23 protein-coding genes, 1 tRNA gene and 1 riboswitch are annotated in these 26956 nt (G+C 74.2%); of the genes, 2 read left to right on the forward strand and 22 right to left on the reverse strand.

The features are described from left to right. Positions 1-941: 941 nt before the first annotated feature. The 8 genes from gcvH to BL253_RS04225 all read right to left on the reverse strand — a co-directional run bounded on the left by gcvH (position 942) and on the right by BL253_RS04225 (position 10785). On the reverse strand, positions 942-1337 hold the full coding sequence (gene gcvH / locus BL253_RS04190; RefSeq protein ID WP_198946148.1) for a glycine cleavage system protein GcvH: 396 nt from the start codon (positions 1335-1337) through the stop codon (positions 942-944). 54 nt (positions 1338-1391) lie between these two features. Then, complete coding sequence (locus BL253_RS04195; RefSeq protein WP_241834502.1) at positions 1392-2003, reverse strand: DUF881 domain-containing protein; 612 nt, start codon at positions 2001-2003, stop codon at positions 1392-1394. A gap of 209 nt (positions 2004-2212) precedes the next feature. Beyond that, positions 2213-2740, reverse strand: a complete 528-nt coding sequence (locus BL253_RS45770) for a small basic family protein (RefSeq protein WP_476644102.1) — start codon at positions 2738-2740, stop codon at positions 2213-2215. 7 nt (positions 2741-2747) lie between these two features. Next, entirely contained in the window at positions 2748-3722 is a 975-nt protein-coding gene (locus BL253_RS04205) for a DUF881 domain-containing protein (protein WP_241834503.1), read from the reverse strand. Between the two features lie 273 nt (positions 3723-3995). After that, positions 3996-6536, reverse strand: a complete 2541-nt coding sequence (locus BL253_RS04210) for a mannose-1-phosphate guanyltransferase (protein WP_076813805.1) — start codon at positions 6534-6536, stop codon at positions 3996-3998. A gap of 11 nt (positions 6537-6547) precedes the next feature. Continuing rightward, entirely contained in the window at positions 6548-7171 is a 624-nt protein-coding gene (clsA, locus tag BL253_RS04215; protein ID WP_076813654.1) for a cardiolipin synthase ClsA, read from the reverse strand. A gap of 293 nt (positions 7172-7464) precedes the next feature. Beyond that, entirely contained in the window at positions 7465-8550 is a 1086-nt protein-coding gene (locus tag BL253_RS04220) for a C40 family peptidase (protein ID WP_076813656.1), read from the reverse strand. A gap of 3 nt (positions 8551-8553) precedes the next feature. Beyond that, positions 8554-8749: riboswitch (cyclic di-AMP (ydaO/yuaA leader) on the reverse strand. Between the two features lie 686 nt (positions 8750-9435). Then, positions 9436-10785 (reverse strand): class F sortase, encoded by a 1350-nt coding sequence (locus BL253_RS04225; protein ID WP_241834504.1) that lies wholly within the window; start codon positions 10783-10785, stop codon positions 9436-9438. Positions 10786-11309: 524 nt separating this feature from the next. Here BL253_RS04225 and BL253_RS04230 point away from each other — a divergent pair. Both BL253_RS04230 and BL253_RS04235 read left to right on the forward strand, forming a co-directional pair. Continuing rightward, positions 11310-11711, forward strand: coding sequence for a hypothetical protein (locus BL253_RS04230; protein WP_338013685.1), 402 nt, complete (start codon positions 11310-11312; stop codon positions 11709-11711). Between the two features lie 340 nt (positions 11712-12051). After that, positions 12052-12125 (forward strand) — tRNA-Pro (locus BL253_RS04235). A gap of 214 nt (positions 12126-12339) precedes the next feature. Here BL253_RS04235 and der read toward each other — a convergent pair. From der to BL253_RS04305, 14 genes are all read right to left on the reverse strand, one after another. Beyond that, positions 12340-13722, reverse strand: a complete 1383-nt coding sequence (gene der, locus BL253_RS04240; protein ID WP_076813659.1) for a ribosome biogenesis GTPase Der — start codon at positions 13720-13722, stop codon at positions 12340-12342. Between the two features lie 81 nt (positions 13723-13803). Beyond that, positions 13804-14754, reverse strand: coding sequence for a 1-acyl-sn-glycerol-3-phosphate acyltransferase (locus tag BL253_RS04245; protein WP_076813661.1), 951 nt, complete (start codon positions 14752-14754; stop codon positions 13804-13806). Next, positions 14751-15533 (reverse strand): (d)CMP kinase, encoded by a 783-nt coding sequence (gene cmk / locus BL253_RS04250; protein WP_076813662.1) that lies wholly within the window; start codon positions 15531-15533, stop codon positions 14751-14753. Before cmk ends, BL253_RS04245 begins: the two co-directional genes overlap by 4 nt. A 195-nt stretch (positions 15534-15728) precedes the next feature. Then, entirely contained in the window at positions 15729-16898 is a 1170-nt protein-coding gene (locus BL253_RS04255; protein WP_420801617.1) for a prephenate dehydrogenase, read from the reverse strand. 2 nt (positions 16899-16900) lie between these two features. Further along, the gene (locus BL253_RS04260; protein ID WP_241834505.1) at positions 16901-17728 is read right to left on the reverse strand and encodes a pseudouridine synthase; all 828 of its coding nucleotides are present in this window, start codon (positions 17726-17728) and stop codon (positions 16901-16903) included. A 128-nt stretch (positions 17729-17856) separates the two neighbouring features. Further along, positions 17857-18423, reverse strand: coding sequence for an SMC-Scp complex subunit ScpB (gene scpB, locus BL253_RS04265; protein ID WP_076813812.1), 567 nt, complete (start codon positions 18421-18423; stop codon positions 17857-17859). Positions 18424-18700: 277 nt separating this feature from the next. Continuing rightward, a complete protein-coding gene (locus tag BL253_RS04270; protein ID WP_081437997.1) occupies positions 18701-19630 on the reverse strand; it encodes a segregation and condensation protein A in 930 nt (309 codons plus the stop codon). A 216-nt stretch (positions 19631-19846) separates the two neighbouring features. Continuing rightward, the gene (locus BL253_RS04275) at positions 19847-20197 is read right to left on the reverse strand and encodes a hypothetical protein (protein ID WP_076813664.1); all 351 of its coding nucleotides are present in this window, start codon (positions 20195-20197) and stop codon (positions 19847-19849) included. 4 nt (positions 20198-20201) lie between these two features. Beyond that, the gene (locus tag BL253_RS04280; RefSeq protein WP_081437976.1) at positions 20202-21689 is read right to left on the reverse strand and encodes a toll/interleukin-1 receptor domain-containing protein; all 1488 of its coding nucleotides are present in this window, start codon (positions 21687-21689) and stop codon (positions 20202-20204) included. 121 nt (positions 21690-21810) lie between these two features. Next, the gene (locus tag BL253_RS04285) at positions 21811-22500 is read right to left on the reverse strand and encodes a M50 family metallopeptidase (protein ID WP_076813666.1); all 690 of its coding nucleotides are present in this window, start codon (positions 22498-22500) and stop codon (positions 21811-21813) included. Between the two features lie 344 nt (positions 22501-22844). Further along, entirely contained in the window at positions 22845-23831 is a 987-nt protein-coding gene (locus BL253_RS04290; RefSeq protein ID WP_076813667.1) for a ParA family protein, read from the reverse strand. Positions 23832-24110: 279 nt separating this feature from the next. Further along, entirely contained in the window at positions 24111-24686 is a 576-nt protein-coding gene (locus BL253_RS04295) for a PaaI family thioesterase (RefSeq protein WP_076813669.1), read from the reverse strand. A 201-nt stretch (positions 24687-24887) separates the two neighbouring features. Further along, complete coding sequence (locus BL253_RS45085) at positions 24888-25127, reverse strand: lipopolysaccharide assembly protein LapA domain-containing protein (protein ID WP_335341693.1); 240 nt, start codon at positions 25125-25127, stop codon at positions 24888-24890. Positions 25128-25499: 372 nt separating this feature from the next. Continuing rightward, positions 25500-26942, reverse strand: coding sequence for an NAD(P)/FAD-dependent oxidoreductase (locus BL253_RS04305; RefSeq protein WP_081437977.1), 1443 nt, complete (start codon positions 26940-26942; stop codon positions 25500-25502). Positions 26943-26956: the final 14 nt, after the last annotated feature.

Here is a 26956-nt window from a genome sequence, read left to right on the forward strand (position 1 = left end):
GAGGGTCGCCGGACCAAGCCGCCCACCCCCACACACGTCACCCGGGCCGGGCCACCGCCCGCGCCAACCGCGAACGGCGCCACCACCGCCAACTGATGCAACCGAGGCTAGTGCATCAGGGGCAGGCTCGTGAAAAGGGTGCGACAACAGCTCTCGGCGTGGCGCCCCGAAAATGGCCCGATCAGGGCCTCGGCGGCGAGACTATCGTACCGACACCTCTACGGACCACCACGGCACCATCCACAACGAACCGCCAGACCACCACCACCGCCCCCCGCGGGCCCTTCGGGCGCCTCTCCGTGCCCCGGTGTGGTCGGACTGTCGCCCATCCGACAGCCCGACCACCGGCCCGGACCACCGACACCCGCTCCAGCACAAGGCCACCGTCCAAGCCCCGCCCACCCCAGGACCAGCCCCGGTCCCGCACGGTCGTCCAGTGAGACCCACCCGCGCAGGCGCGAAGGCACACCTCCCCCGAAACACGCCTACGAGCGCGGCAAAGCGCCCCATCGGCGGCAACCTGGACGTAGATCTGACCTTGGTGACGGCACAGCGGCAGGCGACCCCGCTGGGCGCGAAGGCGCGCCTCGCGGAGGCCCGGCCCACAAGCGAAGCGACGTGGTCCGGGCCGCAGCGAGGTCGCCGAAGGGCACGTGAGCGCAGGAGGACACGGCGCGGAGGTCCCTTGGGAGCGAAGCGAGTAAGGGACCGTAGCGCCGTGCCCGCACGGCGCGAACCAGAAACAACCTTCCGGCCCAACCCTGCCGACCCCGACCCGCCAAACCATCCCGCCTGGGGAGCGAAGCGAGTAAGGGGCCGGAGCGCGCCGCCCACCCGGCCCGACCGGTCGCCGAAGTCCCGCCCGTTCCGTCCCGCCCCGGAACCGGCTCAACCTCCGGAACCAGTCCGAACCGGAATCGGCGGGGTAGCGGGGGTAGCGGTCAGCTGCCCTTGACGTGTTCCTTGTAGGCGGCGGCGTCGAGGAGCTCGTCGAGGGTCGACGGGTCGGAGACCGCGACCTCGATCAGCCAGCCGTCGCCGTACGGATCGGAGTTGAGCAGCTCGGGGGAGCCGTCGAGTGCCTCGTTGCGGGCGACCACCTCGCCGGACGCCGGCGCGTACACGTCCGACACGCTCTTGGTCGACTCCACCTCGCCGAACGGCTCGCCCGCCCGGACCGGCTCCCCGACCTCCGGCAGCGACACGTACACGATGTCGCCGAGCGCCTCCTGGGCGTACGAGGTGATGCCGATGCGCATAGTCGCGCCGGCCACCCGGGCCCACTCGTGCTCACGCGAGTACTTCAGGTCCTCCGGGTACACCGATTCGCCTCCCATGGCCCTACCGCCTCCAGCCAGTCCGGCGGCGCGGGCCGGCCGCGCCGCGTCGTCTCACCTCACCGCGCGGATCTCGACCCGGCTGATCTCGGTGACCCGCGTCGTCGCGCCCTCGCGGGTTGCCACCGTATCGAGCACCCCGCCGGGGAACCGCATCGCCTCGGCCAATGTGTGCGGATCGCCGATCGCACGCACCGTGTAGGGCGCCGTCACGGCCTTCCCGTCGACGGTCAGCCCGCCGCCCGGGCGGTTGACGATGTAGCTCTCGGCGACCAGGCGGACGCCGGACAGTTCGACCGCCTCGGCGCCCGCGTCGCGCAGTTCCTGGAGAAGGTCGACGAGGACGTCGGCGCCGACGTTGCCGCGCGGGTCGGCGAGGGCCAGCTCGACGCCCGGCCCGGCGACCGGCACGGTGCCGGCGAGGATCGCCAGGGCGTCGGCGCGGGCGCTCGCGGCGGCGAGGGCCACCCGGTCCGGCGTGGCGGACGCGGACGCGGCCCGTTCCTGCTCGAGCCGGTCGATCTCGGTGGCGAGCCGGCGGCCGTCAGCGCCGAGCGCGCCGACCTGGTCGACGAGGCGCGTCGTGCCCGTGCCGGCGGGCGCCGTCTCCCGCGCGGCGTCGACCGTCACCGGGACCGCGAACCCGACCGCGGCCAGCAGCACCACCACGGCCACCCTCGCGGCCGCCGGCCTCGAGCGTGGCCTGGCCGCCGGCTCCGCGCGTTCGCCGGCGTCGCCCGCCTCAGCCCGATCAGCCGCCTCACGCAGATCAGCCGGCGTTGACCGGTTTCCGGCCTCCGGCGCCTCGGCGGGCGCGGGCGGTTCGGCGGCTGTGGACGTCTCAGCGCGGGGCGCGGGCGGTTCGACGGGCACCGTCAGACCCCGAACAGGTGGCGGCGCAGGGCCGTGGCGTTGGTGAAGATCCGAATGCCGAACACGATGACGACGGCGGTCGTGAGCGCTCCCCCGACGCCGAGGCGCTCGCCGATCAGCACGAGCAGCACGGCGACCACCGTGTTCGTCAGGAGCGACGCGACGAACACCAGGTCGTCGAAGACCCGTTCGAGGGCGGCGCGCAGCCCGCCCACCAGCGCGTCCAGCGCGGCCACCACCGCGACCGGCAGGTAGGGCGCGAGCCAGCCAGGCGCCGACGGCAACAGCAGGAACCCGGCCACCAGCCCCACGGCGAGCGCCAGCGCCGGCGCCGCCGCGCCCACCACCGCCCGCCGGCGCTCCGGCCGACCGCCGCCGGCGGAGCTCCCGACCCCGTCGTCGTCGGCGGCGGCGGCGGGGTCGTCGTAGGCGTCGTCGGCATCCCCGGTGCCCGGCCGCGGCGCCGCGGTCATGGCGTCCTCGGGCCTGTCCGGCAGGTCCGGCCTGTCCGGTGCGTCGGGGCGGGTCACGGCGCCATCACTGGCTCTGCCTCCTCGCGAGTCTGGGCGGTGTCACCCGCGCGGCGGGCATGGTGAGGTCGGCCATGGCGGTGGTCCCCCGCAGGCGGGCGCCGGCCAGGTGGCCATCGGCGAGCCGGCGGCCGGCGCCCGATCCGAACAGAGCGGTGAGCAGCCTTGCCGGGTCACCGATGGCGTCGATCCGGTAGGGCGAGGCCACGGGCTGGAAGCCGACGAGGATCGCCTCTCCCGCGGTGCGGATCGCGCTCGTCGGCGAGAGCCGGACACCACCCACGGTGATCGCGCGGGCACCGCCGCTCCACAGCGCGTTGACGAGATCCGCCAGATCGTGATCGGCGAGCTGCCCGGCGCCACGCTCACCCGATGCCGCCCCACCGGACTGGCCTGACTGGCCGGGCGAGGCGCTGGCGGGTTGGCCCGGTGTGGCGTCGACGAGCTCGACGCGCAGTCCGGGACCGCCCGCCGGGCGGGCGGCGGCCGCGGGCTCGAGCGCTCCCAGCGCCGAGGTGACGGAGCGCTGCTCCCCCTCGCCGAGCGCGAGCGCGGCCCTGGCCGCGTCGACGTCGGCCCGCAGCGTCCGTGCCCGGCCGGTCAGCGTGTCGACGTCGGCGGCACGGCGGTCACGCTCGGTGGCCAGCGCCGCGTCCGCGTGTGCCCTGGCGGGCGCGCCGGCCCGCCAGGTGCCGGCCGCGTCGGCCAGCAGCAGCCCGACGGCCGCGGCCAGAGCGACCATGATCAGCCGCATCGGTCGGTGGCGGACCGGCGCGGCGGCGCGCGCCGCCGCGGGCCCGCCGGTGGCCTCGGCCGGGCCGGCGGGCCGGGCCCGGCGCGCGCGGGCCGCGCGGTAGGCCGGATCCAGCGCGCCAGCGGCCACCGCGGCGAGCGGGCCGGCGGCCCGCGACCTGGACGCCGGCGTGGTCCCGCGAGCCCGGAGGCCCGGTCCAGGGGTCAGGGCCGATCCGGGCGCGTGCACACCGGGCATTCTCACCGACGCCGATGCCACTGGCGCGCAGCCCACCCGCGCGGGTACGCGGCCGTGTCGGCGCCCTCACCGTCAGCGGCCCGCCCCGCAAGCCCCCGAACCCCGCCCACACCACACCAGCCCGACAACCGGGGCCACCACCAACCGGAGACCTCGCCCACCCCACGCCAGACCGGCCGTGGGAGTCCCGCCGGTTCGGCCCCCGGCTCCGGTCCCGAATGGGCCAGACCTTCGGAACCAGCCAGACCGGAACCGGCGCGGGCGTCAGTGGCGGCTGTGAGGGCCGTACTGGCCGTGGGACGCGGACGCGCGGTCGCGGTGGTCGGCCTCGACGACGGCGGCCCAGTGGCGCAGCAGGGCGCGGGCCTCGTCGCGGTCTCCGGCCTCGGCCCACAGGTGGGTGACCGCCTCGGCCGGGTCGGGCAGCACCAGCACCCACGCCCCGTCCGGGCGTACCACCCGCACCCCGTCGGTCGTGTCGATGACGTGCCCGGCGGCCAGGTCGACGGACTCGACGACCCGGCGCATCACCGTCCCCTTGGCCGCCCAGGGCGTCGGCACCGCGCGGCGCACGACCGCGACCGGCGGGATCCGCGCGTCGATCGCGGACAGGGTCAGCCGGGTCCGCGCCACCAGCGAGAGCAGCCGGACGAACGCCGCGAGCCCGTCGAGCGCCGCGCCGAACTCGGGCACGACGAACCCGCCGCGCCCGTCGGCGGCGAACACCACCCGCCCGTCGCGGGCCACCCGGGGCAGGTCCGCGGCCGACAGCGACGTGCGGCGCACCGTCAGGCCGTGGAACTGGGTGACCTGGTCGGCGACCAGCGTGGTCGTGACCGGCACGGCCACCTCGCCGCCCCGGTTCTCGGCGGCGACCAGGTCGAGGAATACCAGCAGCGCCCGGTCGTCGTCGATCAGGTCGCCCCGCTCGTCGACGATGGTGATCCGCTCGCCCACCTGGTCGAAGCGGACCCCGAACGCCGCCCGGGAACTCGCGACCAGCTCGCCGAGCCGCTCCACGGCGCGGCGGCGCTGCCCCTCGGTGTGGGTGGTGACGGTGTCGTCGAGGCGGTTGTTGACGGTGAGCACGTCGACGCCGAGGCGGCCGAGCAGGGTGGGCAGCACCAGCGAGGCGGCGCCGCCGGACGGGTCGAGGACGACCTTCAGGTCGGCCTCCGCGACGCCGGAGGTGTCGACCCGGTCGAGCAGGTCCTGGGTGTAGCGGCCGGCGGTGCGCGCCGGCAGCCGTAGGTCGCCGATCTCGCCGGCGAAGGCGCGGCGGAACTCCTGGCGGGAGAACACCCGGTCCACCTTGCGCTGCATCGCGGGCGACAGGTCGTCCCCGTCCGCGTCGAGGAAGACGATGTCGATCCGCTCGGGGTCGCCCTCGGTGGTGCGCAGAATCACCCCGCCGGCGGCGTCCGACGTGCGCACGTCGAAGCGGGCGACCGGCATCGCCGCGACCTCCAGGTCACGGACGTTGATCGCGCTCGTGGTGAGCGCGCTGATCACCGCGCGCTTGAGCGCCCGGGCCGCGCGGGAGCCGTCGCGGGCGGTGGTGACGGTCGCGCCCTTGCGCAGCGTGGTCGCGTAGGCGGCGGCGAGCCGGACGGCCAGCTCCGGGGTGATCTCGGCGTTGATCAGGCCGGAGACGCCGCGCGGGCCGAACAGCGACCGCTGCCCGCGCGACTCCCAGATGACCGACGTGTTGACGACCGCGCCGGCCTCGATCGTCTTGTACGGGTAGACCCGCACGTCGTGGGAGACGAACGCCTCCTCCTCGACGACGCAGGCCTCGGCGACGACGGCGCCCTCCTCGACCCGGGCGGCGCGGCGCACGTCGGTGCCCTTGCCGATGACGCAGCCGCGCAGGTTGGTCCGCACGCCGATGAGCGCGTTGTCGCCGACCACGGCCCGGTGCAGGAAGGCACCCTGCTTGATGACCACGTTGCTGCCGACGACGGTGAACTCGCGCAGCTCCGCGCCGGCCTCGACCTTGGAGTAGTCGCCGACGACGAGCGGGCCCTTGAGCACCGCGTCCGGGTGGACGTCGGCGTCCTCGCCGATCCACACCCCCGGCGAGACCTCGAAGCCGCCGATCTCGACGTCGACCTGCTGGTTGAGGACGTCGGCCTGGACCCGCTGGAAGCTGGCGATCGTGCCGACGTCCTCCCAGTAGCCGGACACGACGTGCCCGAAGACGGGGGCGCCGGCGGCGACCAGGCGGGGGAACACGTCGGCGGACCAGTCGACCGGCTCGCCGGACGGGACATGGTCGAACACCTCCGGCTCCATGACGTAGATGCCGGTGTTGACCGTGTCGGAGAAGACCTGGCCCCAGGTCGGCTTCTCCAGGAAGCGGGAGATCCGGCCGTCCTCGCCGGCGATGACGATGCCGAACTCCAGCGGGTCCGGCACCGACTTGAGGGCGACGGTGACCAGGGCCCCGTTCTTGCGGTGCTCGGCGACGAGCTCGGTCAGGTCGATGTCGGTGAGCGCGTCGCCACTGATCACCAGGAACTGCTCGTCGCGCAACGCCACCTCGGCGTTCTTCACGCTGCCGGCGGTACCCAGCGGCGTCGACTCGGTGGCGTACGACAGGTGCATGCCGAGCTCGTCGCCGTCGCCGAAGTAGGTGCGCACCATGGCGGCGAGGAACTGGACGGTCACCACCGTCTCGTCGAAGCCGTGCCGCTTGAGCAGTCGCAGGACGTGCTCCATGATCGGCCGGTTGACGACCGGGAGCAGCGGCTTGGGCGCGTTCGCGGTCAGCGGCCGCAGCCGGGTGCCCTCCCCGCCGGCCATCACCACCGCTCTCACGGCGAGCCTCCCGCGGGGGACGGCCGGCCTCGCGCGGCCTGCCGGCGGGCGCGGGCGACGCCGGCGACCTGGAAGGCGTACAGCAGCCCGGCCCACCAGTACAGCGCGATCCCCCAGACCGCGAACGCCCAGCCGAGCGGGCGGACCACCGTCGAGACCGTCCCGTGGCCGTCGGCGAGCAGCAGCAGCGGGAACGCGTAGAGCAGGTTGAAGGTGGCCGCCTTGCCCAGGTAGTGCACCGGAAGCGCGGTGCCGAGCCCCAGGCGGCGCATCGGGATGAGCAGCAGGGTGATGAACACGTCTCGGCCGACGATCGCCACCAACAACCACCAGGGAATGATCCCCCGGATGGCGAGGGCCACGATGGTCGCGAGGATGTAGAGCCGGTCGGCGAGCGGGTCGAGCAGGATTCCCAGGCGGCTGGTCTGGCCCAGGGCCCGCGCGAGCCGGCCGTCGAGATAGTCGCTGATGCCGGCGAAGACCAGGATGCCCAGCGCCACCCAGTCGGCGTGCGGGCCGAGCACGAGCCACAGGAAGACCGGTACACCGAGCAGGCGCAGCGCGGACAGCAGGTTCGGGATGGTCCAGATCCGGTCGCTGGGGGCGGCGGCGCTCGTCATGCGACATTTCCTCCCCTCAGCGGCGACCTGCCGGCAAGATTACGGGCCAAAGGAGACGCGGAAATGTCCTGCCCGCGTCGGGCACACGCGTACCATGGCGCGCCCGGCAGATCGGCGCGTCTCCTGAACGCATGACGCTAGTCGATGACCATGCACGCGGGCACGGCGAGGGCGAGCGAGGCAGCGCGCCCGACCGCGGGCGGAACGTGAAGAACCCCGGTCCAGGCGGACCGGGGTCGAGGCGTCCGGCGGACGGCGGCGMGGCCAGGCCCGCAGGGCCCGCCGCGCTTACGTCACATGACCCGGCCGACCAGGTAGGTCGAGCTGTAGATCGGGCGCAGGGACACCACACCGCCGGTCTGCGGGGCGGCCCACATGTAGCCGTTACCGGCGTAGATGCCGACGTGGTAGATGTTGCCCGGGCTGCCGTAGAAGATCAGGTCGCCGGGCTGCTTGCCCGACTGGGCGACGTGCGTCGTGGCCCAGTACTGGGCCTCGGCGGTGCGCGGCAGGTTCCGGCCCAGCTGCTTGAAGACGTACTGGACGAGGCCGGAGCAGTCGAACGAGTAGGGGCCCTCGGAGCCGTAGACGTACGGCTTGCCCTTCTGGAGCGAGGCGAGGTAGACGGCCTTCTCGCCGATGGAGCTGCCCGGGATGACCGACGGGACACCCGTGTCGAGGTAGTCGCTGCTCCTGCGCTGCTGGATCGTGATCGTGGTAGCGCCGGCCACCGAGGGCCGCAGCGTGCTGCCGCCGTCGAAGACGGCGGTGAGCGTGGTGGTCGACAGCAGCCGGGCGGTGATGCTCGCCTGGCCCTGGTCGTCGGTGGTGAGGGTGGTGGTGGCCCGCCACTTCGGCCCGTCCACCACGACGATCTTCACTTTCTGACGGACCAGCGCCGAGCCGTCCAGCGCCTCGGTCGCCTTCACGGTCAGCACGACCGGAGCGTTGGGCTGGACGGTGGTGTGGTCCGCGGTGAGCGTCAGGTTGGTGAAGATCGGGCCGGAGTCGGCGACCGCTCCCGCGAGGCCGCCCGAGCCGGAACCGTCGGACACGGCGCGGCCCAGGCCGCTGGCGCCGCCGCTCGCGTCGTCCCCGCCCCCGAACGCGGCGCCCAGGGCGCTCGCCTCATAGGTGGTGCTGCTGTTCTGGGGGTTCGTGTCGACCGTCGTGGGCGAGTCCGAGGAGGGGACTGTGGCGGCGAACGCGGCGGTGGAGACGGCGAGCGTGCCGGTCGTGAACGCGGCGATCGTGCTGGCCCGGCGGGACTGGTTGCCGGTCCGCCGGCGGGCCCCGCTCGGGGCGCCGTCCGTGCGATGCCGGCCGCGCACGAGCTCGTCCCAGTCGTCTGGGAGCCAGGCCATGCCACGACGGGACAACGCGCGTCCTTCCCTGACGCCTGCGAGGTCAGCTGTCGGGTTCGGGCAGGGTTCACGCCACCCGGCCGCCTTGCGGCAGCTTCACCCCGAGGACGCGGCCGGTGTCCCGGCGTTGCCCGGTGAGACCTGGGTCCCCCGCTCCTGCCCCGGCTTGTCGGAGGGTGTTCAGACCAGGGGCAGGACTCGGCGTTTGGTCTGACGATTTAGTGCCTTAGGTGAAGAAAGTTGCATCGCCGACCATAGTCCATCCCCTAGCGGCGCCTCCAACCACCGTAAACACAACAATTGGCCACCCGCCGGTAGGTTTCGATGAGATGTCCACCTCGTTCCGGCCGGCTCCGCCCACACGCCCGACCAGGGGGAATCGACGCTGGTGTCAGGGATTACCGACCATCCCGCACCAGCGCGGCCTAACCGGTTGATCCAGCGTTGGGCCAGCCAAGGGAAAGCGCACCCACAGGGGCCACCGGGCTCCATCCGGTCGGGACTTTAGTCCCGGTGCACCCTAGGGCCGAAGGGCCCTACCGCACGAATGCGCCGAAACCGGCGCACGCGACCGCAACGCACCACACCCGCCACGACGGGGCATGCCTCGGCGGCCCGACCTCCCCATCCCACACCAATGGGCCGCTGGCACGCCAAGATCGCCACGGCCGCTCCGACGCGTCAACACCGTTGACTATCTTGTGGGCACATGGGCGCGAGCCGCCGACGGCACCGAGCCGCTGTCAGACCAGCAGACGCGGTGGACCAGCAGACGCGGTCAGGCCGACGGCCGTGGCCTGACCGCGGACCGCCGGCGGACGGCACGGCCACCGGGCGACGACCGCCGTGGGCACGACGACCGCCGTGGGCGCGACGACCGCGGCGGGCGCGGCGGCGCCGTCACCCGGCTGGCCGCGGAGCGGGAGCGGACGGCACCGCGGGAGCGGCCGAGGCGGGCGGAGGCGGCGCGAGCCCGGCCGGCGCGGATCCGGCGGACGCCGATGGCGCGGTCGCGGACGCGGGCGCCGTGGCCGCGGCGGGGGCGGTGGCGGCCGCCGCCGGGGTGCCGGCCGGCGGCGTGGGCTGGGCCCCGGCGGGCGACACGGGTGGCGTCACACCCGCGGGCGTCGGCGCGGCCGCGGGCGTGACGCCGGGCGCCGCCGGGAGGCCCTGCGCCGGCGGGACTACCGGTGTGGGAATGGCATGGCCGTAGACGACCAGGTTGTCGAGGTAGTGGTGCGTCCGCTCGTCGAACCCGCCGTCGCAGGTGATGAGCCGGATCTCCGGGCGGGTCACCGGGCCGTAGACCCGCTGCGTCGGGAACGCCGCCTTGGACACGGTCTCCGACCGGTCGACCACGAACGTGACGCTCGCCCCCGACGCGCCCGCGACGGTCATCTGGTCCCCTGGCAGCAGGCTGCGCAGCCGGTAGAAGACGGCCGGGCCCTTCTTCGAGTCGTAGTGGCCGACGAGTACCGCCGGGCCCACCGCGCCCGGGGCGACCCCCGGCTTGTACCAGCCGACGTCGCCCCACTGGGTCGGTACGTCGATGGCCCCGTCGGACGCCAGCCCCAGCCCGATGACCGGCGCGTCCACCGCGATCGCGGGAATCCGCAGCCGCACCGGGTCGGGCACCACCGGCGGCGGGAGCATCGGCGCCGGACTCGCCGTCGGCGGCGGGGCCGAGGTGGTCACGACGGCCGGCGGCGGCAGCACGCGGCCAGCCGCCGGCGCCTCGACCGCCGCCAGCTCGGGGACGGCCAGCCGGTACCCGCTGAGAACGACCAGCCCGAGCCCGGCCAGCACCAGCGGCCAGGTCAGCCGGGCCCTGCGCCCGGACCGTCTCGGAGATCTCGGGAGCGCACCGTCCGGCGGGCCAGCGGCCAGCGGACCAGTCAGTGGACCGGCCGGCGGCGCGCCGGGCCGGGAGCCATCGCGGCGACGGGCGCGCGCGGCGGGCCGGGGCATGGCCGGGCCCAGGGGCGCGGGCTCGGCGGCGCCGGCGAGGGATTCCAGGCCGTCCTCCCGCGCAGCCGCGCGCCCGCGCCCACCACTGCCCGCGCCGCGCTCCCCGGGACGCCCCTCGCCCGTCCCCGAGCCGCGCCGGTTCGGCGGCAGTTCGCGGCCCGGCGCCGGCTGGCGCTTCGCGCTCGGGCCGGCCGGCCGCGGATCCGCCCGCCGGGGCCCGCTCGCCCCGGCGGCCGCCCGCGAGCCAGGTGATCGACCGCCGCGCTTTGACGCACCGCCCACGACGCTCGCTCCCTCCCACACCACCGGAACCCGACGGCGAGGATGCTATGGCGCCGAAGCCCGTTCTCCCCGCTACCGGCGAGGTATCCGGATGTGAATCAACGGCGCGCCGGACGGGACCGGCAAAAGGGACAGCGCGCGCGCGGACGACAATCCAGGCCAACGCCGTGGTCCCGAATTCCGAAAAACCCGTCCGGGACCACGAGAAATGCGCCGGAGGAAACCGGCGGGAACGGGGCGGACCCTGCCGCCGCAGGCAACAGCCGCCAGCGACCCGAATCCCGCGTTCATTCTCGGGGCCAGTCACGAGAGACCCACCACGCCCATGCGGGCTGCTAAGGATTCGGCCACGGAGTAGCTATGGTGACGCTCGCAGTCATGTGACAGTCACAATCTGCGAGAGAGGGGACCTGATGAAGGGCCTAGGACGTAGTGCAGCCCTGCTGGGATTGTCCGGCGCCGCGAGCCTCATCCTCACCATTGGTGGGCCCGGCCTCGGGATCGCTCATGCCGCGGACGATGGTGTGKGCGACAGGAAGGACAACGGCCTCTTCGACGACAAGAACCGGGACAGGGACTGCGTCGGAGACAAGGACCGCAAGGACGGTAAGGACGGTAAGGACGGTAAGGACGGCGACATCCTTGGCGACAAGGACAAGGACGGTGACTGGTTCAAGGACGGCATCCTCGACGACAAGGACAAGAACAGGGACAGGGACAGGAACGGCTGCTTCGTCGGCGTCGGCGTCGGGGTCGGCGTTGTCGGGGCCGGCGGGGCCGGAGCCGGTGCTCCCGGTGTCGCCGCGGGTGGCGGCGGCATGGCCGCCAACTCCACTCCCCTCCTCCCGCTGGCCGGCGCCGGCCTCGGCGCCATCCTGCTGACCGTCGGCGTCGCGAACCGCCGCCGCGGCCAGGGCACCATCTGACCCAGCCGTCCGACCCAGCCGTCCTTCAGCGGCCCCGGCAGGGTGCCGCCTCAGCGGCAGACGTCGGCTGCCCCGGCCGATCCGGCCTTTCACGACCGGACGCCCCGAGGCAGACCGCCGCGCGCGCCGGTCCCGGCCCGTCGAACGCCCACTCCGCCTGGCCGGACCGGTACCGCGCGAGCCCGCGGTGACCCCGGCGGTGGGCGCCCCGGCTCTCGCCGGGGCGCCCACCGCCGCGGGAAACCACCAGGGTCCGCGGACCCCCACGAACCACAGGGTCCGCAGATCAGGTAAGGTGTCCTCGTCGCTGGAACAGCATCCAGACCGGTGACATCGCACTCGGGACGTGGCGCAGTTTGGTAGCGCACTAGACTGGGGGTCTAGGGGTCGCAGGTTCAAATCCTGTCGTCCCGACTGGGGAAAACGGCTCTCTCGCCGATCATGGCGAGGGGGCCATTCCTGTTTCATGGGAAGGGTATGGGGGAATCGGCGGAGGCCGACCCCCCGGAGCGCCGATGCCGGGGTGGCGCCCAGGCCCAGAGAGTCGGTGACGGGTAGGGCCGCTGGTCTGACGACCAGCGGCCCTTCGTCGTTTCACCGGGCGATCAGCGGCGCGCCCTCGGCTGGTTCAGCGGTGGCGGTCGCCGCGCTCGCGGACGCGGATCGAGATCTCGAGCGGGGTGCCGACGAAGCCGAAGTCCTCCCGCAGGCGGCGCTCCAGGAAGCGGCGGTAGGCCGGCTCCAGGAAGGCGGTGGAGAAGACGACGAAGCGCGGCGGGCGGACACCGGCCTGGGTGGCGAACAGGATCTTGGGGATCTTGCCCCCGCGGGGGGGCGGCGGGGTCGCGGCGACGACCTCTCCGAGCCAGGCGTTGAGCCGGCCGGTCGGGATGCGGGTGCCCCAGCTCTCCAGCGAGGTGCGCAGCGCGGGAGCGAGCCTGTCGGTGGCCCGGCCGGTGCGCGCGGAGATGTTCACCCGGGGCGCCCACGCGATCCGGGCCAGGTCGCGGGTGATCTCCTTCTCGAGGGTGAGCCGGCGGTCCTCGTCGAGCAGGTCCCACTTGTTGAAGGCGAGCACGAGGGCCCGGCCGGCGTCGACGACCATCTGGATGACCCGCTGGTCCTGCTCGGTGAGCGGTTCGTCGGCGGCGAGCAGCACGATCGCGACCTCGGCCGCCTCGATCGCCGCCGCGGTGCGCAGCGACGAGTAGTACTCGGCCCCGCTGGCCTGGCCGACGCGGCGGCGCAGGCCGGCCGTGTCGATGAACAGCCACGGCTGTCCGCCGGCGGTCACGACCTCGTCGACCGGGTCCCGGGTGGTCCCGGCCACGTCGTGCACCAGCGAGCGCTCCTCGCCGGCCAGCCTGTTGAGCAGGCTGGACTTCCCGACGTTGGGCCGGCCGACGAGCGCCACGCGGCGCGGGCCGTCCTCGTCCTCGAACCGCTCCGCCGGCGCCTCGGGCAGGGCGGCGAGCACCGCGTCGAGCAGGTCGCCGCTGCCCCGGCCGTGCAGGGCCGACACGGGGTACGGCTCCCCCAGCCCCAGGCTCCACAGGGCGGCGGTGTCGGCCTCCAGCCGCTGGTCGTCGACCTTGTTGGCGGCGAGCACCACGGGATGCCCGGAGCGGTGCAGCACCCGGGCGACCGCCTCGTCCGCGTCGGTCGCGCCCACGGTGGCGTCGACGACGAACAGCACCGCGTCCGCGGTCGCGAGCGCGGTCTGGGCCTGGGCCGACACCCGGGCCGCCAGGCCCTTCGCGTCCGGCGACCAGCCACCGGTGTCGACGAGCGTGAACCGCCGGCCCGACCAGGTCGCGTCGTAGGCGACCCGGTCGCGGGTGACGCCGGGAACGTCCTCGACGACGGCCGCCCGCCGGCCGAGAATGCGGTTGACCAGCGTCGACTTGCCCACGTTGGGCCGGCCGACGACGGCGAGCACCGGCTGCCCCCCGGAAGCGGTGCCCACGGCGGGGCTGTCCTGGCCGGGGTCGTCCTGTGTTGTCACCGTCATACTGCTTCCTGTCGTTCCCGCGCCGCCGGTCTGGACCGATGGCGTCGACTCGTCCGCCGCGGGTGTCGCCGTACCGCCGCGCTACTCGGCCGGCTGACCGGCCTCTGTGTTCCCGGCGGCGATCTCCGGCGCCGGGGCGCCCGCCCGGGCGGCGGTCAGATGATCGGCCAGATGGATCCTGATGTCCTCGGCCACCGCGGCCAGGGCCTTGCGTGACCGCGGGTTCGCCGGGATCTCCACGGCGAACGGCTCGCCGAAGACCACCCGTACCTGGGCCGATCGCCTCGGCCAGCGCGCCCCCTTCGGCAGCGCGTCGCCTGTCCCGAGGCAGGCCACCGGCAGCACCCGGCAGCGGCCGTGCACCGCGAGGTAGGCGATGCCGTGCTGCACGGCCGCCATCTCGCCGCTGCCGCGGGTGCCCTCGGGAAAGACCCCGATCGCGCCGCCGCGGGCCAGCTCGTCGAGCGCCGTGTGCAGCGCGACCCGGTCGGCCTTGCCGCGGTCGATCGGGATCTGCCCGACGAGGCGCAGCAGCCAGCCCAGGATGCCCTTGTACATCTCGATCTTTGTCAGGCACCGGACCGTGCGCGGCGACTCGATGACGACCAGCGGCCCGTCGAGCCAGCTCGAGTGGTTCCCCGCGAAGATCAGCGGCTCGCCCTTCGGGACGTTGTCGACGCCCTCCAGGCGGATCCGCATCACCACATGGTTGAGCACCCAGCGTACCGGTGGTTTGAGCAGCCGGTGCAGGATGTCGTTGTACGGCGGCGACTCGGCGCCGCGATGCGTGGGACGCGCGGGTGTCTTCCTCCTGGTCCTCCGGCTCACCCGGGCCGACGGCGGCACGGCCGGCGCCGGCTCCACCGCGAGCACCACCTGGCCGGCCGGGACGCCCATCGGGACCACCTCGCCCGCCCGCGCCGTCTCGGTACCGGCCGCCGCAGGCGCGGGCCGCGTCGCCTGGCTCTGCTCCGCCGCCTCGCTGACGCGGGTGGGCGGCTGATCAGCGGGCACGTCGTCACCCGTGCTCACGACGCCACCCCGGGGGTGCCGGCGGTGGTGGGCACGACGAAGCCCGCCTCGCCGCAGCGGCGCAGTACCAGGTCCACGACCTCGTCGATGGCCATCCCGGTCGAGTCGAGCACGAGGGCGTCCGGCGCGACCAGCAGCGGGTCGACCGTGCGGGTGCTGTCCAGCGCGTCGCGCCGGCCGAGCTCGGCGAGCGTCCGGGCGACGTCGTCGACGCCCTTCTCCCCCAGCTCACGCGAGCGCCGCAGCGCCCGCACCTCGGTGGACGCCGTCAGGTACACCTTCACCGGCGCGTCCGTGGCGACGACCGTGCCGATGTCACGGCCCTCGACGACGATCCCGCCGGCGGTCCCGACCGCGTCGGCGACGATCTGCCGCTGCTGGGCGACGAGCCTGCGGCGCACCGCCTCGACCGCGCTCACGGCGCTCACCGCGTTGGTCACCGCCCGGGTGCGGATCTCCGCGTCGACCCGGACCTGGTTGACCGCGATCGTCGGGCCGTCGGGGTCGGTGCCGGGGGTGATCGTGGCCCGCTCGGCGAGCTGGGCGACGGCCTCGGTGTCCTCGAGGTCGACGCGCTGCTCGAGCGCGAGCTGGGTCACCGCGCGGTACATCGCGCCCGTGTCGAGGTAGCGCAGGCCGAGCCGGCGGGCGACCGCCTTGGCCACGGTGGACTTCCCCGACCCGCCGGGCCCGTCGACCGCGACCACCAGCCCGGGTCCATGCCCAGCCGCCGCCGCCTCGCCGCCTGCCGGCGATCCGGATCCGTGGTCGTGCTCCACCCCGTGCCCTCCGTCCGGATGTCTTCTTCGAACCTGCGCCCACGCCCGCGGGGTACCGTCCCCACCCGCGGATACTCGCCGTGGCCGGGATCAGGCTACTCGGCCTGGTTGGATCGTGACCGGCGGCACGGCCCAAGGCGCCACGCCGGTGACGACACCCACGCCGCCGCCTCGCCCACCCGCCCGGCGTCGCGCTCAGGAGCGGCGGTAGGCCACCCAGCCGGCGGCGTTCAGGCGGTCGACCAGGGGGCCGGCCTCGTCGGGCGCGACGGCGAGCTCCAGGACGCCGGCGGGTGCCTCAAGGGAGTGCTCGAACGGCGCGACGTCCTCGAGGTTGACCCCCCAGCCGCTGACCGTGGTCAGCAGCGCGGCCAGCTGTCCCGGCCGGTCGTCGAGCACGACGCCGACCCAGCCCCATGACCGCGCCGCCTGCCCGCCCGCCTTGCTCGGCAGCTGCGCCCGGCCGGTCCGGCCGCGTTCCATGAGGTCGGTCACGACCTTGGTGACGCTGGCCTCGGAGGCATGGTCGAGCGCGTCGGCGAGCGCGCCGAGCTCGGCGGCGAGACGGCGGGCGTGCGCCGAGACCGGCCCACGGTTGCCCTCCAGGATCGACGACCACAGCGCCGGGTCGGACTCGGCGAGCCGGGTCGTGTCCCGGAACCCCTGCCCGGCCAGCGCCACCTCGCCGGGCGCCAGCCGCGGGGCGGCCGCGGCGAGCAGGCTCGCGACCACCTGCGGAAGGTGCGACAACGCGGCCATCGCCTCGTCGTGGCGGTCCGGGGTGGCGCGCACCGGCAGCGCGCCGCAGGCCCGCGCGAGCGCCTCGGTGGCGGCGACAGCCGCGGCGTCCGTCTGCGGGATCGGGCAGAGCACCCAGGTCCGCTCGGCGAACAGGTCCGCCTGCGCGGAGGCCGCGCCACCGCGTTCCCGGCCGGCGATCGGGTGGGCCGGGCACCACGTCGTCAGGTCCGCGCCGGCGACGACCGCCTCCGCGATCGGCCGGCTCTTGACGCTCGCGACGTCGCTGGCGGTGACGGCCAGGCCCGCCCGCTGGACGGCGCGCAGCTCGGGGGCTATCGCGTGCGCGGGCACGGCGATGACGGCGTGGTCGACGTGCTCGCCCTGCCAGAGGGTGCCCGCGCCCATCGCCTCCGCGAGCTTGACCTGCTCCGGGTCGGTGTCGCGCAGCAGCACCTCGACGCCGGCGCGGCGCAGCGCCAGCCCGATGCTCGCGCCGATCAGGCCGGACCCGACGATGCCGACGCGGCGCGGCAGGGTCGCCGGGGAGCCGCCGGCCGCGTGCGACCTCGCCGCCGCCGCGCGGACGGCCGACGGGCCGGGGGGCGTGGGGGGACCAACAGCCACAGCTACAGGCCGACGGCGCTGTGCAGGGCGCCGACCTCGAAGCGGGTGAGGTGGCGGGCGCGGCCGGAACGCAGGTTGCCGAGGTGGACGGCGCCGAACTCGGTGCGCAGCAGGCGCTGCACCGGATGGCCGACCTCGTCCATCAGCCGGCGCACGATCCGGTTGCGGCCCTCGTGCAGCACCATCTCGATGAGCACCCGGGAGCCGACCTGGTCGATGACGCGGACGTTCTCGGGCCGCACCGGCCCGTCGGACAGCTGCACGCCCATGCGCAGCCAGCGCAGCGTCTCCTTGCGGACCGGACCGTTGATCTCGACCTGGTAGGTCTTGGGCACACCGAACGACGGGTGGGTGAGCCGGTGCGCCAGATCACCGTTGTTGGTGACCAGCAGCAGGCCCTCGCTCTCGACGTCGAGCCGGCCGACGTGGAACAGGCCGGAATGCGAGCCGAACTCGGTGATCAGCTCGGCGACCGTCGGGCGGCCCTGGTCGTCGGACATGGTCGACACCACGCCGCGCGGCTTGTTCAGCGCCAGGTGGATCAGCCCGGTCCTGGTGACGACCCGCTCGCCGTCGACCTCGATGACCGCCGTCTCCGGGTCCACGCGGCGGCCCTGCTCGCGGACGACCTTCCCGTCGACACGGACCCGGCCGGCGTCGATCAGCTCCTCGTTGTGCCGGCGCGAGCCGACGCCGGCCGCCGCCAGCACCTTCTGCAGCCGGATTCCCTCGGGCTTGTCCGTCTCGACCACCGTCGCCACCGCTTCCACCGCGTCCTTCACACCGCGCCCGCCGGCCTCGTCGCCGGTGGGTCGCCCCTTCCAGTTCATCACGGCCCTTCCCCACCGATGGGCTAGGTCGGGGCCTGGCGCATTTTGTCATGTTCGGCCCAACGCCACCTGGCAGCCCATCGGCGGGGACCCCGCGGACATGTAGGCGCAGAAGCGACGCCCGGGGGTCAGGGGGCGATGATGTCCTCGAGGTCGTCGATGCCGGGCAGCAGCGGCGCGAGGGGCGGGAGCTCGTCCAGGGAACGCAGGCCCATCCGCTCCAGGAAGTAGTCGGTCGTGCGGTAGAGGATCGCGCCGGTCTCCGGGTCGGTGGTGGCCTCCTCGACCAGCCCGCGGGCGGTCAGCGTCCGGATCACGCCGTCGGCGGAGACGCCGCGGACCGCCGAGATCCGGCCGCGGCTCACCGGCTGCTGGTAGGCGACGACGGCGAGCGTCTCGAGCGCGGCCTGTGACAACCGCGACATCTGCCCGGCGAGCACGAACTTCTCCACCCACGGCGCGCAGTCCTCCGTCGTGTAGAAGCGCCAGCCGCCGCCGACGTGGCGCAGGTCGAAGCCCCGGCCGTCACGGCGGTACTCGGCCGCCAGCTCCGCCAGCACCCGCTCCACGTCCAGCGCGGGCGCGCCGAGCCCGGTCGCCAGCTCGGCCACGCCGACCGGGTTCTCGGCGACCATCAGCACCGCCTCGACGAGCGCCCGCAGTGGCGGCCGGTCGGCGTCGTCCAGGTCGGGCACGACGGCCGGGTCGGGCGCGCCGGGCGTCGTGCCGGTGACCACCTCGTCGTCCACCGCCGTGGCGGTCCCGTTCGCCGCGGTCCCGTTCGCCGGGGCCTCCACCGGCGCGGGGGCGTCGGCGGCTGGCTCGGGCCCGGCGTCGTCGGGCCCAGCCGGCTCGGGCCGGCCGGGAAGGTCCAGCGGGGTCCCGGGGGGCGGCTGTTCGGAGGTGACGCGCTGCTCCGGGATGCGGTCCGCGGACTCGCCCGTGGCCTCGGTCACCGCGCCTCCTGCTCGCTCACGCCGTCTCCTCGTCCCCGCCGTCGCGGGCGTCCTCGTCCTCGTCGAAGGTGCTGCGCGCGGCCAGCTCCCCGACCGGGAGCAGGCCGCCGCCGATGTCGGCGTTCTCCGGCTGCCGCTCGGACCAGCGCACGAGCAGCTCGCCCAGCGGCGTCTCCTGCTCGAAGGAGATCCGGCCCTCGCGGAACAGCTCCAGCAGCGCCAGGAACCGGGCGACGACCTCAATCGTCTCCAGGCAGCCGACGCACAGGGTGCGGAACGACGCGACACCCAGCTCCCGCAGCCGCTGGATGACGACCAGCATGTGCTCGCGAACGCTCACCCGGGGGGCGTGCACGTGGTCGGTGGCGACCAGCGGCGGCAGCACCGGCTCCCGCAGCCTCGCCGCCAGCGCCGCCAGCTCGGACGGGCCGATGGTGATCTGCACCTCGGGCAGGGCGGCCGCGTAGCGCGCCTCCAGCTGCACCGCCCGCGGGGTGTGCCGCGCCTCCAGCGCCATCAGCGTCTGGAAGATCGCGGCGGCTTCCTTGTAGGCCTTGTACTGGAGCAGGCGGGCGAACAGCAGGTCACGCGCCTCGAGCAGCGCGAGGTCCTCGTCGTCGGTGTCGCCGCCCGACGACGGCAGCAGCCGCGCCGCCTTCAGGTCCAGCAGGGTCGCGGCGATCACCAGGAACTCGGTGGCCTGCCCGAGGTCGAACCGGTCGCCGAGCCGGCGGATGTGCGCGACGAACTCGTCGGTGACCTTGGCCAGCGCCACCTCGGTGACGTCCATCTTGTGCTTGGCGATCAGCGACAGCAGCAGGTCGAACGGCCCGGAGAAGTTCTCCAGCTCGACGACGAACGCGTCCGAGCGCCCGCTGCGCCCGGTCAGCACCCCGTCCAGAGGACCACTTTCCGCGTGATCGTGCCTCATCCGCGGGACCGGCATGTCGGGCGAGCCGGCGGCGGCGGCCGCGGTCTCGTCCTTCTCGCCGCCCGGCCCGGTCGGAGCCGCCGGGTCAGGCGGGCCGGGCGGGTCGGAAACGGCGTGCAGCCCGACCGTCCCCGAAGGGGGGGAGAAATCGGCCGGCGGCATGGCGCAACGTTACCGCCGATCACCGACAGCCCGCGGGCATGCCGCCCACGGCATCCGCGGGCCACCGGACTACACCTTGGGCCTGACGCGGCGCGCGGCGACGTAGGCCGCGCGGTAGCCCTCGACGAAGGTACGGCCGGAGTTGCGGACGGCCCGGTAGATGTCCGCCAGGATCGCGCGGGCCCGTCCCACCAGGCTGCCGGCAAGGTAGGACTGTCGTTCCAGGGCAGCCAGCACCAGGACGCGCTTGGGTGCGTCGGACGCGACCTGGCCGGGCGCCGGCGGCGCGGCGCCGGCTCCGTACTCCGCCGCGTCGTCCGCCGCGTCGTCCTCGTCCCGGGTGTGAGCCAGCGGGCCTTGGCCGCGGCTCGCCGCGCGGGCGCGCAGACGCCTGGCCTGTTCGCCGAGGGGGCCATTCATGGGCTCAGGTCTCCGTTCGCCACAGCAGCACCTTCCTGTCACGGCCGGCGGTCGCGAGCAGCGTCCCGGTCGCGTTGAACGCGGTCGCCCAGACGGCGTGGTCGTGCCGGTCAAGCCGGGCGGTGCGCACCGGGCGGGCCGGGTCGCGCACATCCCACAGGACGACGGCCCGCTCGACGCCACCGGTCGCCAGCTGGCCGCCGCGCGGGTCGGCCGCGAGCGTCAGGAGCGGGCGAGCGGCCGTGATCGTCTGGTTTCTGGTCGGGTGCCACGGGTCGGCGAGGTCCCACAGCATCACCGTCCGGTCCTCGCTGCCGGTCGCGAGCAGCCGGCCGTCGCCGGTGATGACGACGCACCTGACCATGTGCCGGTGCTCGCGCAGCACGGTCACCAGCCGGGGGCGCGCCGGGTCGGCGACGTCCCAGACCATCACGGCGGCGTCCTTGCCGCCGGTGACCAGGATCGGCTCCCGCGGGTGGAAGGCGGCCGTGAGCACGGTGTCGCGGTGTTCGGCCAGGGCCGCGACCCGCCGCGGCCCACCGTCCAGCCGCCAGAGCAGCACCGTGTGGTCGGAGCCGCCGGTCGCGAGCAGCTGGCCGTCCGGGCTGAACGCGACCGCGCGGACCCGGTCGCGGTGGTCGTCGAGCGTGGCCCGCGGGTACGGGCTGCCAGGCTCGGTGACGTCCCACAGGACGACCTCACCGCCGGACCCACCGGTGGCGAGCGTCGCGCCGTCGGGGCTGAAGGCGACGCCGAGGATCCCGCGGATCCGGTTGCGGCTGTGGGGCAGGTCAGCGGCCCGCAGGGGGCGCTCAGGTGTGCGCACGTCCCACAGCAGAGCCGTCGCGGCCTGCCCGACGGTGGCGAGCAGCCCGCCGACCGGCGCGAAGGCGACCGCACGGACGCTGAAGCGATGCGCCTCCAGGGTCGCGATCAGCGTCGGCGAGGCCGATGCGGACGGGGCGCGCCCACCCGTCGCCGTGGCCGGTCCGTCCGGAAGGCTCGGGGCCCGCGACCGACCGCCCCTGCCGGGCAGCGGCGGCCGCGACAGCGGCTTCGCCCGCCCGGCGCGATTGGCCTCGACGGCGCGCAGCAGCTCCGAGCGTGCCTTGTCGCCGTCGAGGCCGAAGACGTCGAACGGGACGATCTGGGTCAGCAGGCCGGGCGGACGGCAGTCCTCGACCCTGACCGGGACGAGCCTGCGTCCCACCCCGTTCGGGTCCGCCGCGTACACGGACCGCCATTCCGCCGAGGGGTAGACCGACGTGAGGTAGGCATCGGAGAGGACGACGACCATCCGGTCGAACCGGTCGAGGCCCTCCTGGATCGCCGCGACCCAGTTCCGGCCGACCACGTAGTCCCACGCCTGGATGAGGACGTGGTAGCCGGCCTCCTCCAGTTGCCAGGCGATCCACTCCGCCCATGGCTGGTCGGCCGCGGCGTAGGAGATGAAGAAGTCGCCCCGAGACTCGCGGGACCCCCACACCGCCACAGGCCGGATTGTCCCATGGGCGGTCGCGTTTCGGCGCCAAGTGGACAGGTCCGGTCCAACTACGCGCGACCGCGGACCGCGGGCCGGTCGGCTGCCGCCGGCCTACGGGCTGAGGCCGGGCCTACAGGCTGAGGCCGACGATGTCGCCGAGACCGCGCAGCAGCGGCGGCACCAGCTGGCCGACGATGGAGGGAAGGCTCGGCAGCAGGATGGGGACAAGGAGGATCACCAGCAGCAGGATGATGCCGAGGTGGGTCTCGGTGAGCTTGTAGTTCGCGTTGCGCCAGCCGGGTGACTGCGGCCCGAGCAGGAACAGCACCCGGCCGCCGTCGGTCGGCGGGATCGGGATCAGGCTCAGAATGAACATGGCGGCGAAGGTGACGGCCATCGAGAGCAGCAGCTCCGCCGGGAAGCTGTCGATGCTGTCGTACTTGATGGTCCGGTCGCCGATGACCAGCGTGGCCGGCTCGGACAGACCCGCGACCCCCGCCAGCGCGCCGAAGGCGAGCAGCAGGTAGGCGAGCGGCCCGGAGAGGATCGCCGCGCTGACGTGGAACCGGCGCTTGCGCCAGACCTCGTTCATCCCGATCGGCTCGGCCCAGCCGTTGCCGGCGATGAGCATCGCGACCGCGCTGAAGGGACTCACCCGGTTCGGAAGCGGCCTCGCCTTCAACCGCCCGGACCGCAGCGGTGTCGGGTCGCGCACCAGCCTGGCGGCGAAGATCTGGGCGGTGTCGTGGGCGTAGACCCCGATGACCAGGGCAAGGAAAATCCCGAGCAGCGCCGCGGGCTCGGCCAGGTGGAACAGCACGAGAGGTCGTCCGCCTCCAGTTCATCCGTCTCCGTCGTCCCTACAACGCCGCAGTAGGCGCCGATTCTCCCACCGCCCGGTCGTACTTCTCTCAGCGGGCGGCGACCAGGCAGCCAGGGACGCCCTACCGGGCCGCGCGGCATCAGAAACGGTGACGGCGCCTCTAGCGCAGCACCAACACAGCCACGTCCTCAGCCCGCCACCACGCCGACCACATCCATACGCCTGTATCGGGCATCACGCAGGGAGGACGCTCAGCGTCCGCGGACCTCCCGGATCGACTACGCAAGCTCCGTCGATCCGGCAGGAACCCCGGGCAGGGCGCGCGTCCAGCGCCGCACGCCTCAGCCCACCACCGGCGGCGTCACGCGGCGGGAGATGAGCTCGCGGGCGAGGCGGCGGTAGCCGGCCGCGCCGACGGACGTCGGGGCGTAGGTGGTGATCGGCTCGCCGGCGACGGTCGTCTCCGGGAAACGGACCGTGCGGTTGATCACCGTGTGGAACACCTCGTCGGGGAAGCGCTCGACGACCCGGGCGAGCACCTCGCGGGCGTGCAGGGTGCGGGCGTCGTACATGGTCGCGAGGATCCCGGCCAGGTCGAGGCGGGAGTTGAGCCGGTCCCTGATCTTGTCGATCGTCTGCAGCAGCAGCGCGACACCACGCAGCGCGAAGTACTCGCACTCCAGTGGGATGATCACGGCGTCGGCGGCCGTGAGCGCGTTCACCGTGAGCAGGCCGAGCGACGGCTGGCAGTCGACCAGGATGACGTCGTACTCGTCGAGGACCGGCCTCAGGGTGCGCGTCAGGCTGTGCTCGCGGCCGACCTCGCTGACGAGCAGCACCTCGCCGGCGGACAGGTCGATGTTGCTGGGCAGCAGGTCGAGGTTCTCGACCTGGGTCTCGATGATGACGTCGTTGATGTCCGTGTCACCGGCGCCGAGCAGCAGGTCGTGCACGGTCAGCTCGAACTGGTTGGGGTTGATGCCCAGGCCGACCGACAGCGCGCCCTGYGGGTCGAAGTCGACGAGCAGCACCCGGCGGCCGTACTCCGCGAGCGCGGCGCCCAGGTTGATCGTGCTCGTGGTCTTGCCGACCCCGCCCTTCTGGTTGCACATGGCGAGCACCCAGGCGGGGCCGTGCGACGCCAGCGGCTCGGGAACCGGGAACAGCGGCATCGGCCGTCCCGTCGGACCCATCTGGCCGACCTTGTCGTCGGCGGGGGCCAGCTCGAGGCGGCCTTCCTCGGGGATACGCGGCTTCTCGATGGTGACCTCACCGAAGGGCACCCGGGAAGCGCCGCCCGCCGAGGGCGCGTCGGAGAAACCAGCCACGAATGAACCTGCCATTTCCGCGAGGGGCGGCACGGCCGGTGGCACAGCACCAGCCGCTGGTCCAGCAGCAGACCTTGGCCGCGTCTGGAGCGTACCGACAAGACGGGCCGTAGGCGGCTATGGGTGGCCCCGTCAGGCGTGTCGCACGCATCCGCCAATTCCGCTTACCACTGTCCAGGCAGGCCTCGCGCGCACCCCACGTCATTCCTGGGCCTGTGCCCGGGCCAGCGGTGCGGGGACCTACCTGACCCGCGCGCCTGAACGACGGACGACGTGCCGCTATGGGTTGACGGTGTAGTCCGGAACGCCGATCAGGCGCGGGTCGCGGGCGACCGCCTCGAGGTCCTCGGGCCGGCCATGCTCCGCGAAGTGTTCCAGGCCGACCTGGACGAACAGTGCGCGGGCCCGGACCGCGACCGGCCCGTCGGTGCCGCCCAGGCGCCCTTCGGCGCTCGCGTACAGCTTGCGCCCGGCGACCCCGTCGGCCCGGGAGCGCAGGTGCAGCGTCGAGCCCACCGGCACCGGGCGGCGGAAGTCGGTCTCCAGCCGGGCGGTGACGCAGCTCATCCGCGTCAGGTGGCCGAGCATGCCGAGGATCTCGTCGAGTGCCGACGCGAGCAGGCCGCCGTGCGCGAGCCCCGGGGCGCCCTGGTGGTGTTCGGTGACCTCGAACGTCGCCGTCACCTCGACGCCCTCGCCGGCGACGATCGCCAGATGCAGCCCGTGCCGCTCGGCGGCCCCGCACCCGAAGCAGTGCGCGTAGTGGGCGGGCAGCACGGTACCCGGCGCCGGGGCGTCCGGATGGCGTACCGCCACCGTCGCGTCGGCCGGGAGATCGGTTCGGGACGCCGTCACGACGCGGACGATATCCGGCCCGCCACCGTCACCCGTCCGTTGGCGACCCAGCTCTCACTTCGCCCACCCTCGTCGGGCCCGCGCGCTGGCGCGGGCCCGACGGAAGGGCTGGGCACCCAGGTCTGGACGACCAGGGCGCGACGACCCCGGCTCCGGCGGACCGGGCGAGTCGGGCCGGATCGACGGACCTGGGCGGGGCGGTCAGCCCTCGAGGCGGCGCTTGGCCGCCCGCAGCTTGCGGCGCACGGGGATCTGGGTTATCAGGCCGATCAGCAGGCCGACGACGAGCCCGGCGGCCGCGGCGATGCTCAGCGCGCCGGCCACCGACATGTACTTGCGGGTGCCGAACAGCCAGATGGTGACCTTCTGGTCGTTCTGGGCGACGAACAGCACAACCATGATCGCGAGGACGAGCACGAGGACGGTCACGGCATAGACCACCCAGCTGACCCCGCCGCCGTGCTGGCGCCTCCCCGGCAGGCGTGACCTGCTCCCCCGCGGCTGCGCCGGCGGCACGGGGGCGCCCGGGGCCCCCGGCCCTCGCGGCGCCGTCGGAGCCACCGGAGCCGCCGGGGGTGGAATCGGCGCTCCGCCCGTCGCCCCTGGAGGCGCGTAGTTAAAACTGCCGGTCGGCTGCCCTGGCGCGGTCATCGGCGTCCCTCTCCCCTGTGGCACCGCAAGCTCACGCAAGTGTAGATCCGCCGCGGCCCGTTCCGGCAGCTCAGACCAAGTCCGGGGCGCAGGGGAAGCCCGTGGCGGACAGGGCGAGCGGGGTGCGACGGCCCGAGGCGCGCCGGGGGGCGATGTCCGGGCTCAGGGGGTCGGCGTCTCGGCCTCGGCGACTGGGTCCGGGCCCCGGGGTGCGGAGGCCGGACCTCGCGCCTCGGGCGCCGGACCTCGCGCCTCGGGCGCCGGCAGCGGGCCGGCCTGCTCCGGAACGGCGGACGGCTCGCCACCGCTGACGAAGGCGGCCCGGGGGTGCTGCACGGCGGCCAGTGAGAGGGTGTCGCGGCCGAACAGCGCGGCGGTCAGCCAGATGGCGAAGACCCGGGCCTTGCGCTCCCAGCTCGGCACGGCCAACACGTGGTAGCCGCGGTGCATGAGCCACGCCGGCAACCCCGTGATGACGATGCGCCGGTACTGGAAGATGCCGTGGCCGAGGCCAAGGGTCGCGACGGAGCCCAGGCTGTGATGGACGTACTTCTTGGGCTCCCGGCCCCGCAGGGTGGCGACGAGGTTGTGGGCGAGGAGCTTTCCCTGGCGGTAGGCGTGCTGGGCGTTGGGCACGGTGCGCGCGCCCGGGACCGGCGACGCGAGGTCGGGCACGGCGGCGTCGTCGCCAGCCGCCCAGGCGTCGGGCACCGGGTCGCTCTCGGTGCCGACCCGCAGGTCCGGCCGGACGACCACCAGGCCGCGCTCGTCGACCGGGAGGTCGGTGTGCCTGCCGATGACGGGGTTCCCGCCGTTGCCCACGGTCCAGACGATCAGCTCCGAGTCGAACTCCACGCCGGTGGAGAGCACCACATGCCCGTCGACGGCCGACGTCACCTGGGCGTTCAGGTGGACATGCCCGCCGCGGCGCTCCAGCGAGCGCACCACCCAGCGTCCCGGCCGGTCGGTGACCTCGGGCAGGATGCGGCCCGAGGCCTCGACCAGGTGGAACCCCAGCTCGTCGCGGCTCAGCTCCGGATAACGCCGCAGCAGCGCCGTCGCCAGCGCCAGCAGCTCGCCGAAGCCCTCGACACCGGAGAAGCCGCCGCCGACGAAGGTGACCGTGAGCAGCCTGCGCCGCGGCGGGCCGGGCGGGATCGCGGCGGCCCGGTCGAACGCGGTGAGCAGCTGGTCCCGGATGGCGACGGCCTCCTCGACGTGCTTGAGGCCGATCGCCCGCTCGGCGATGCCGGGCACGGGGATCCTCCGCGTGACCGCGCCGGCGGTGACGACGATCAGGTCGTAGCCGACCTCGAACGTGTCCCCGTCGGCGGGCTGGACGGTGACGACGCGATGCGCGTGGTCGATCGCCGTCACCGTGCCCGCGATGACCCGGGTGCGGCGCAGGTGCCGGCGCAGCGACACCGCGGCGTGCCGCGCCTCGACCGAGCCGGCCACGACCTCCGGCAGGAACGGCTGGTAGGTCATGTACGGGCGGGGGTCGACGAGGGTGACCTCGGCCTCGCCGGAGCGCAGCTTCCGCTCCAGTTTCCAGGCGGCGTAGAACCCGGCGTAGCCGCCGCCGACGATCAGGATCCTGCGCATGACGCCCTCTGCTC

Source organism: Pseudofrankia asymbiotica, assembly GCF_001983105.1.
Classification (GTDB): domain Bacteria; phylum Actinomycetota; class Actinomycetes; order Frankiales; family Frankiaceae; genus Pseudofrankia; species Pseudofrankia asymbiotica.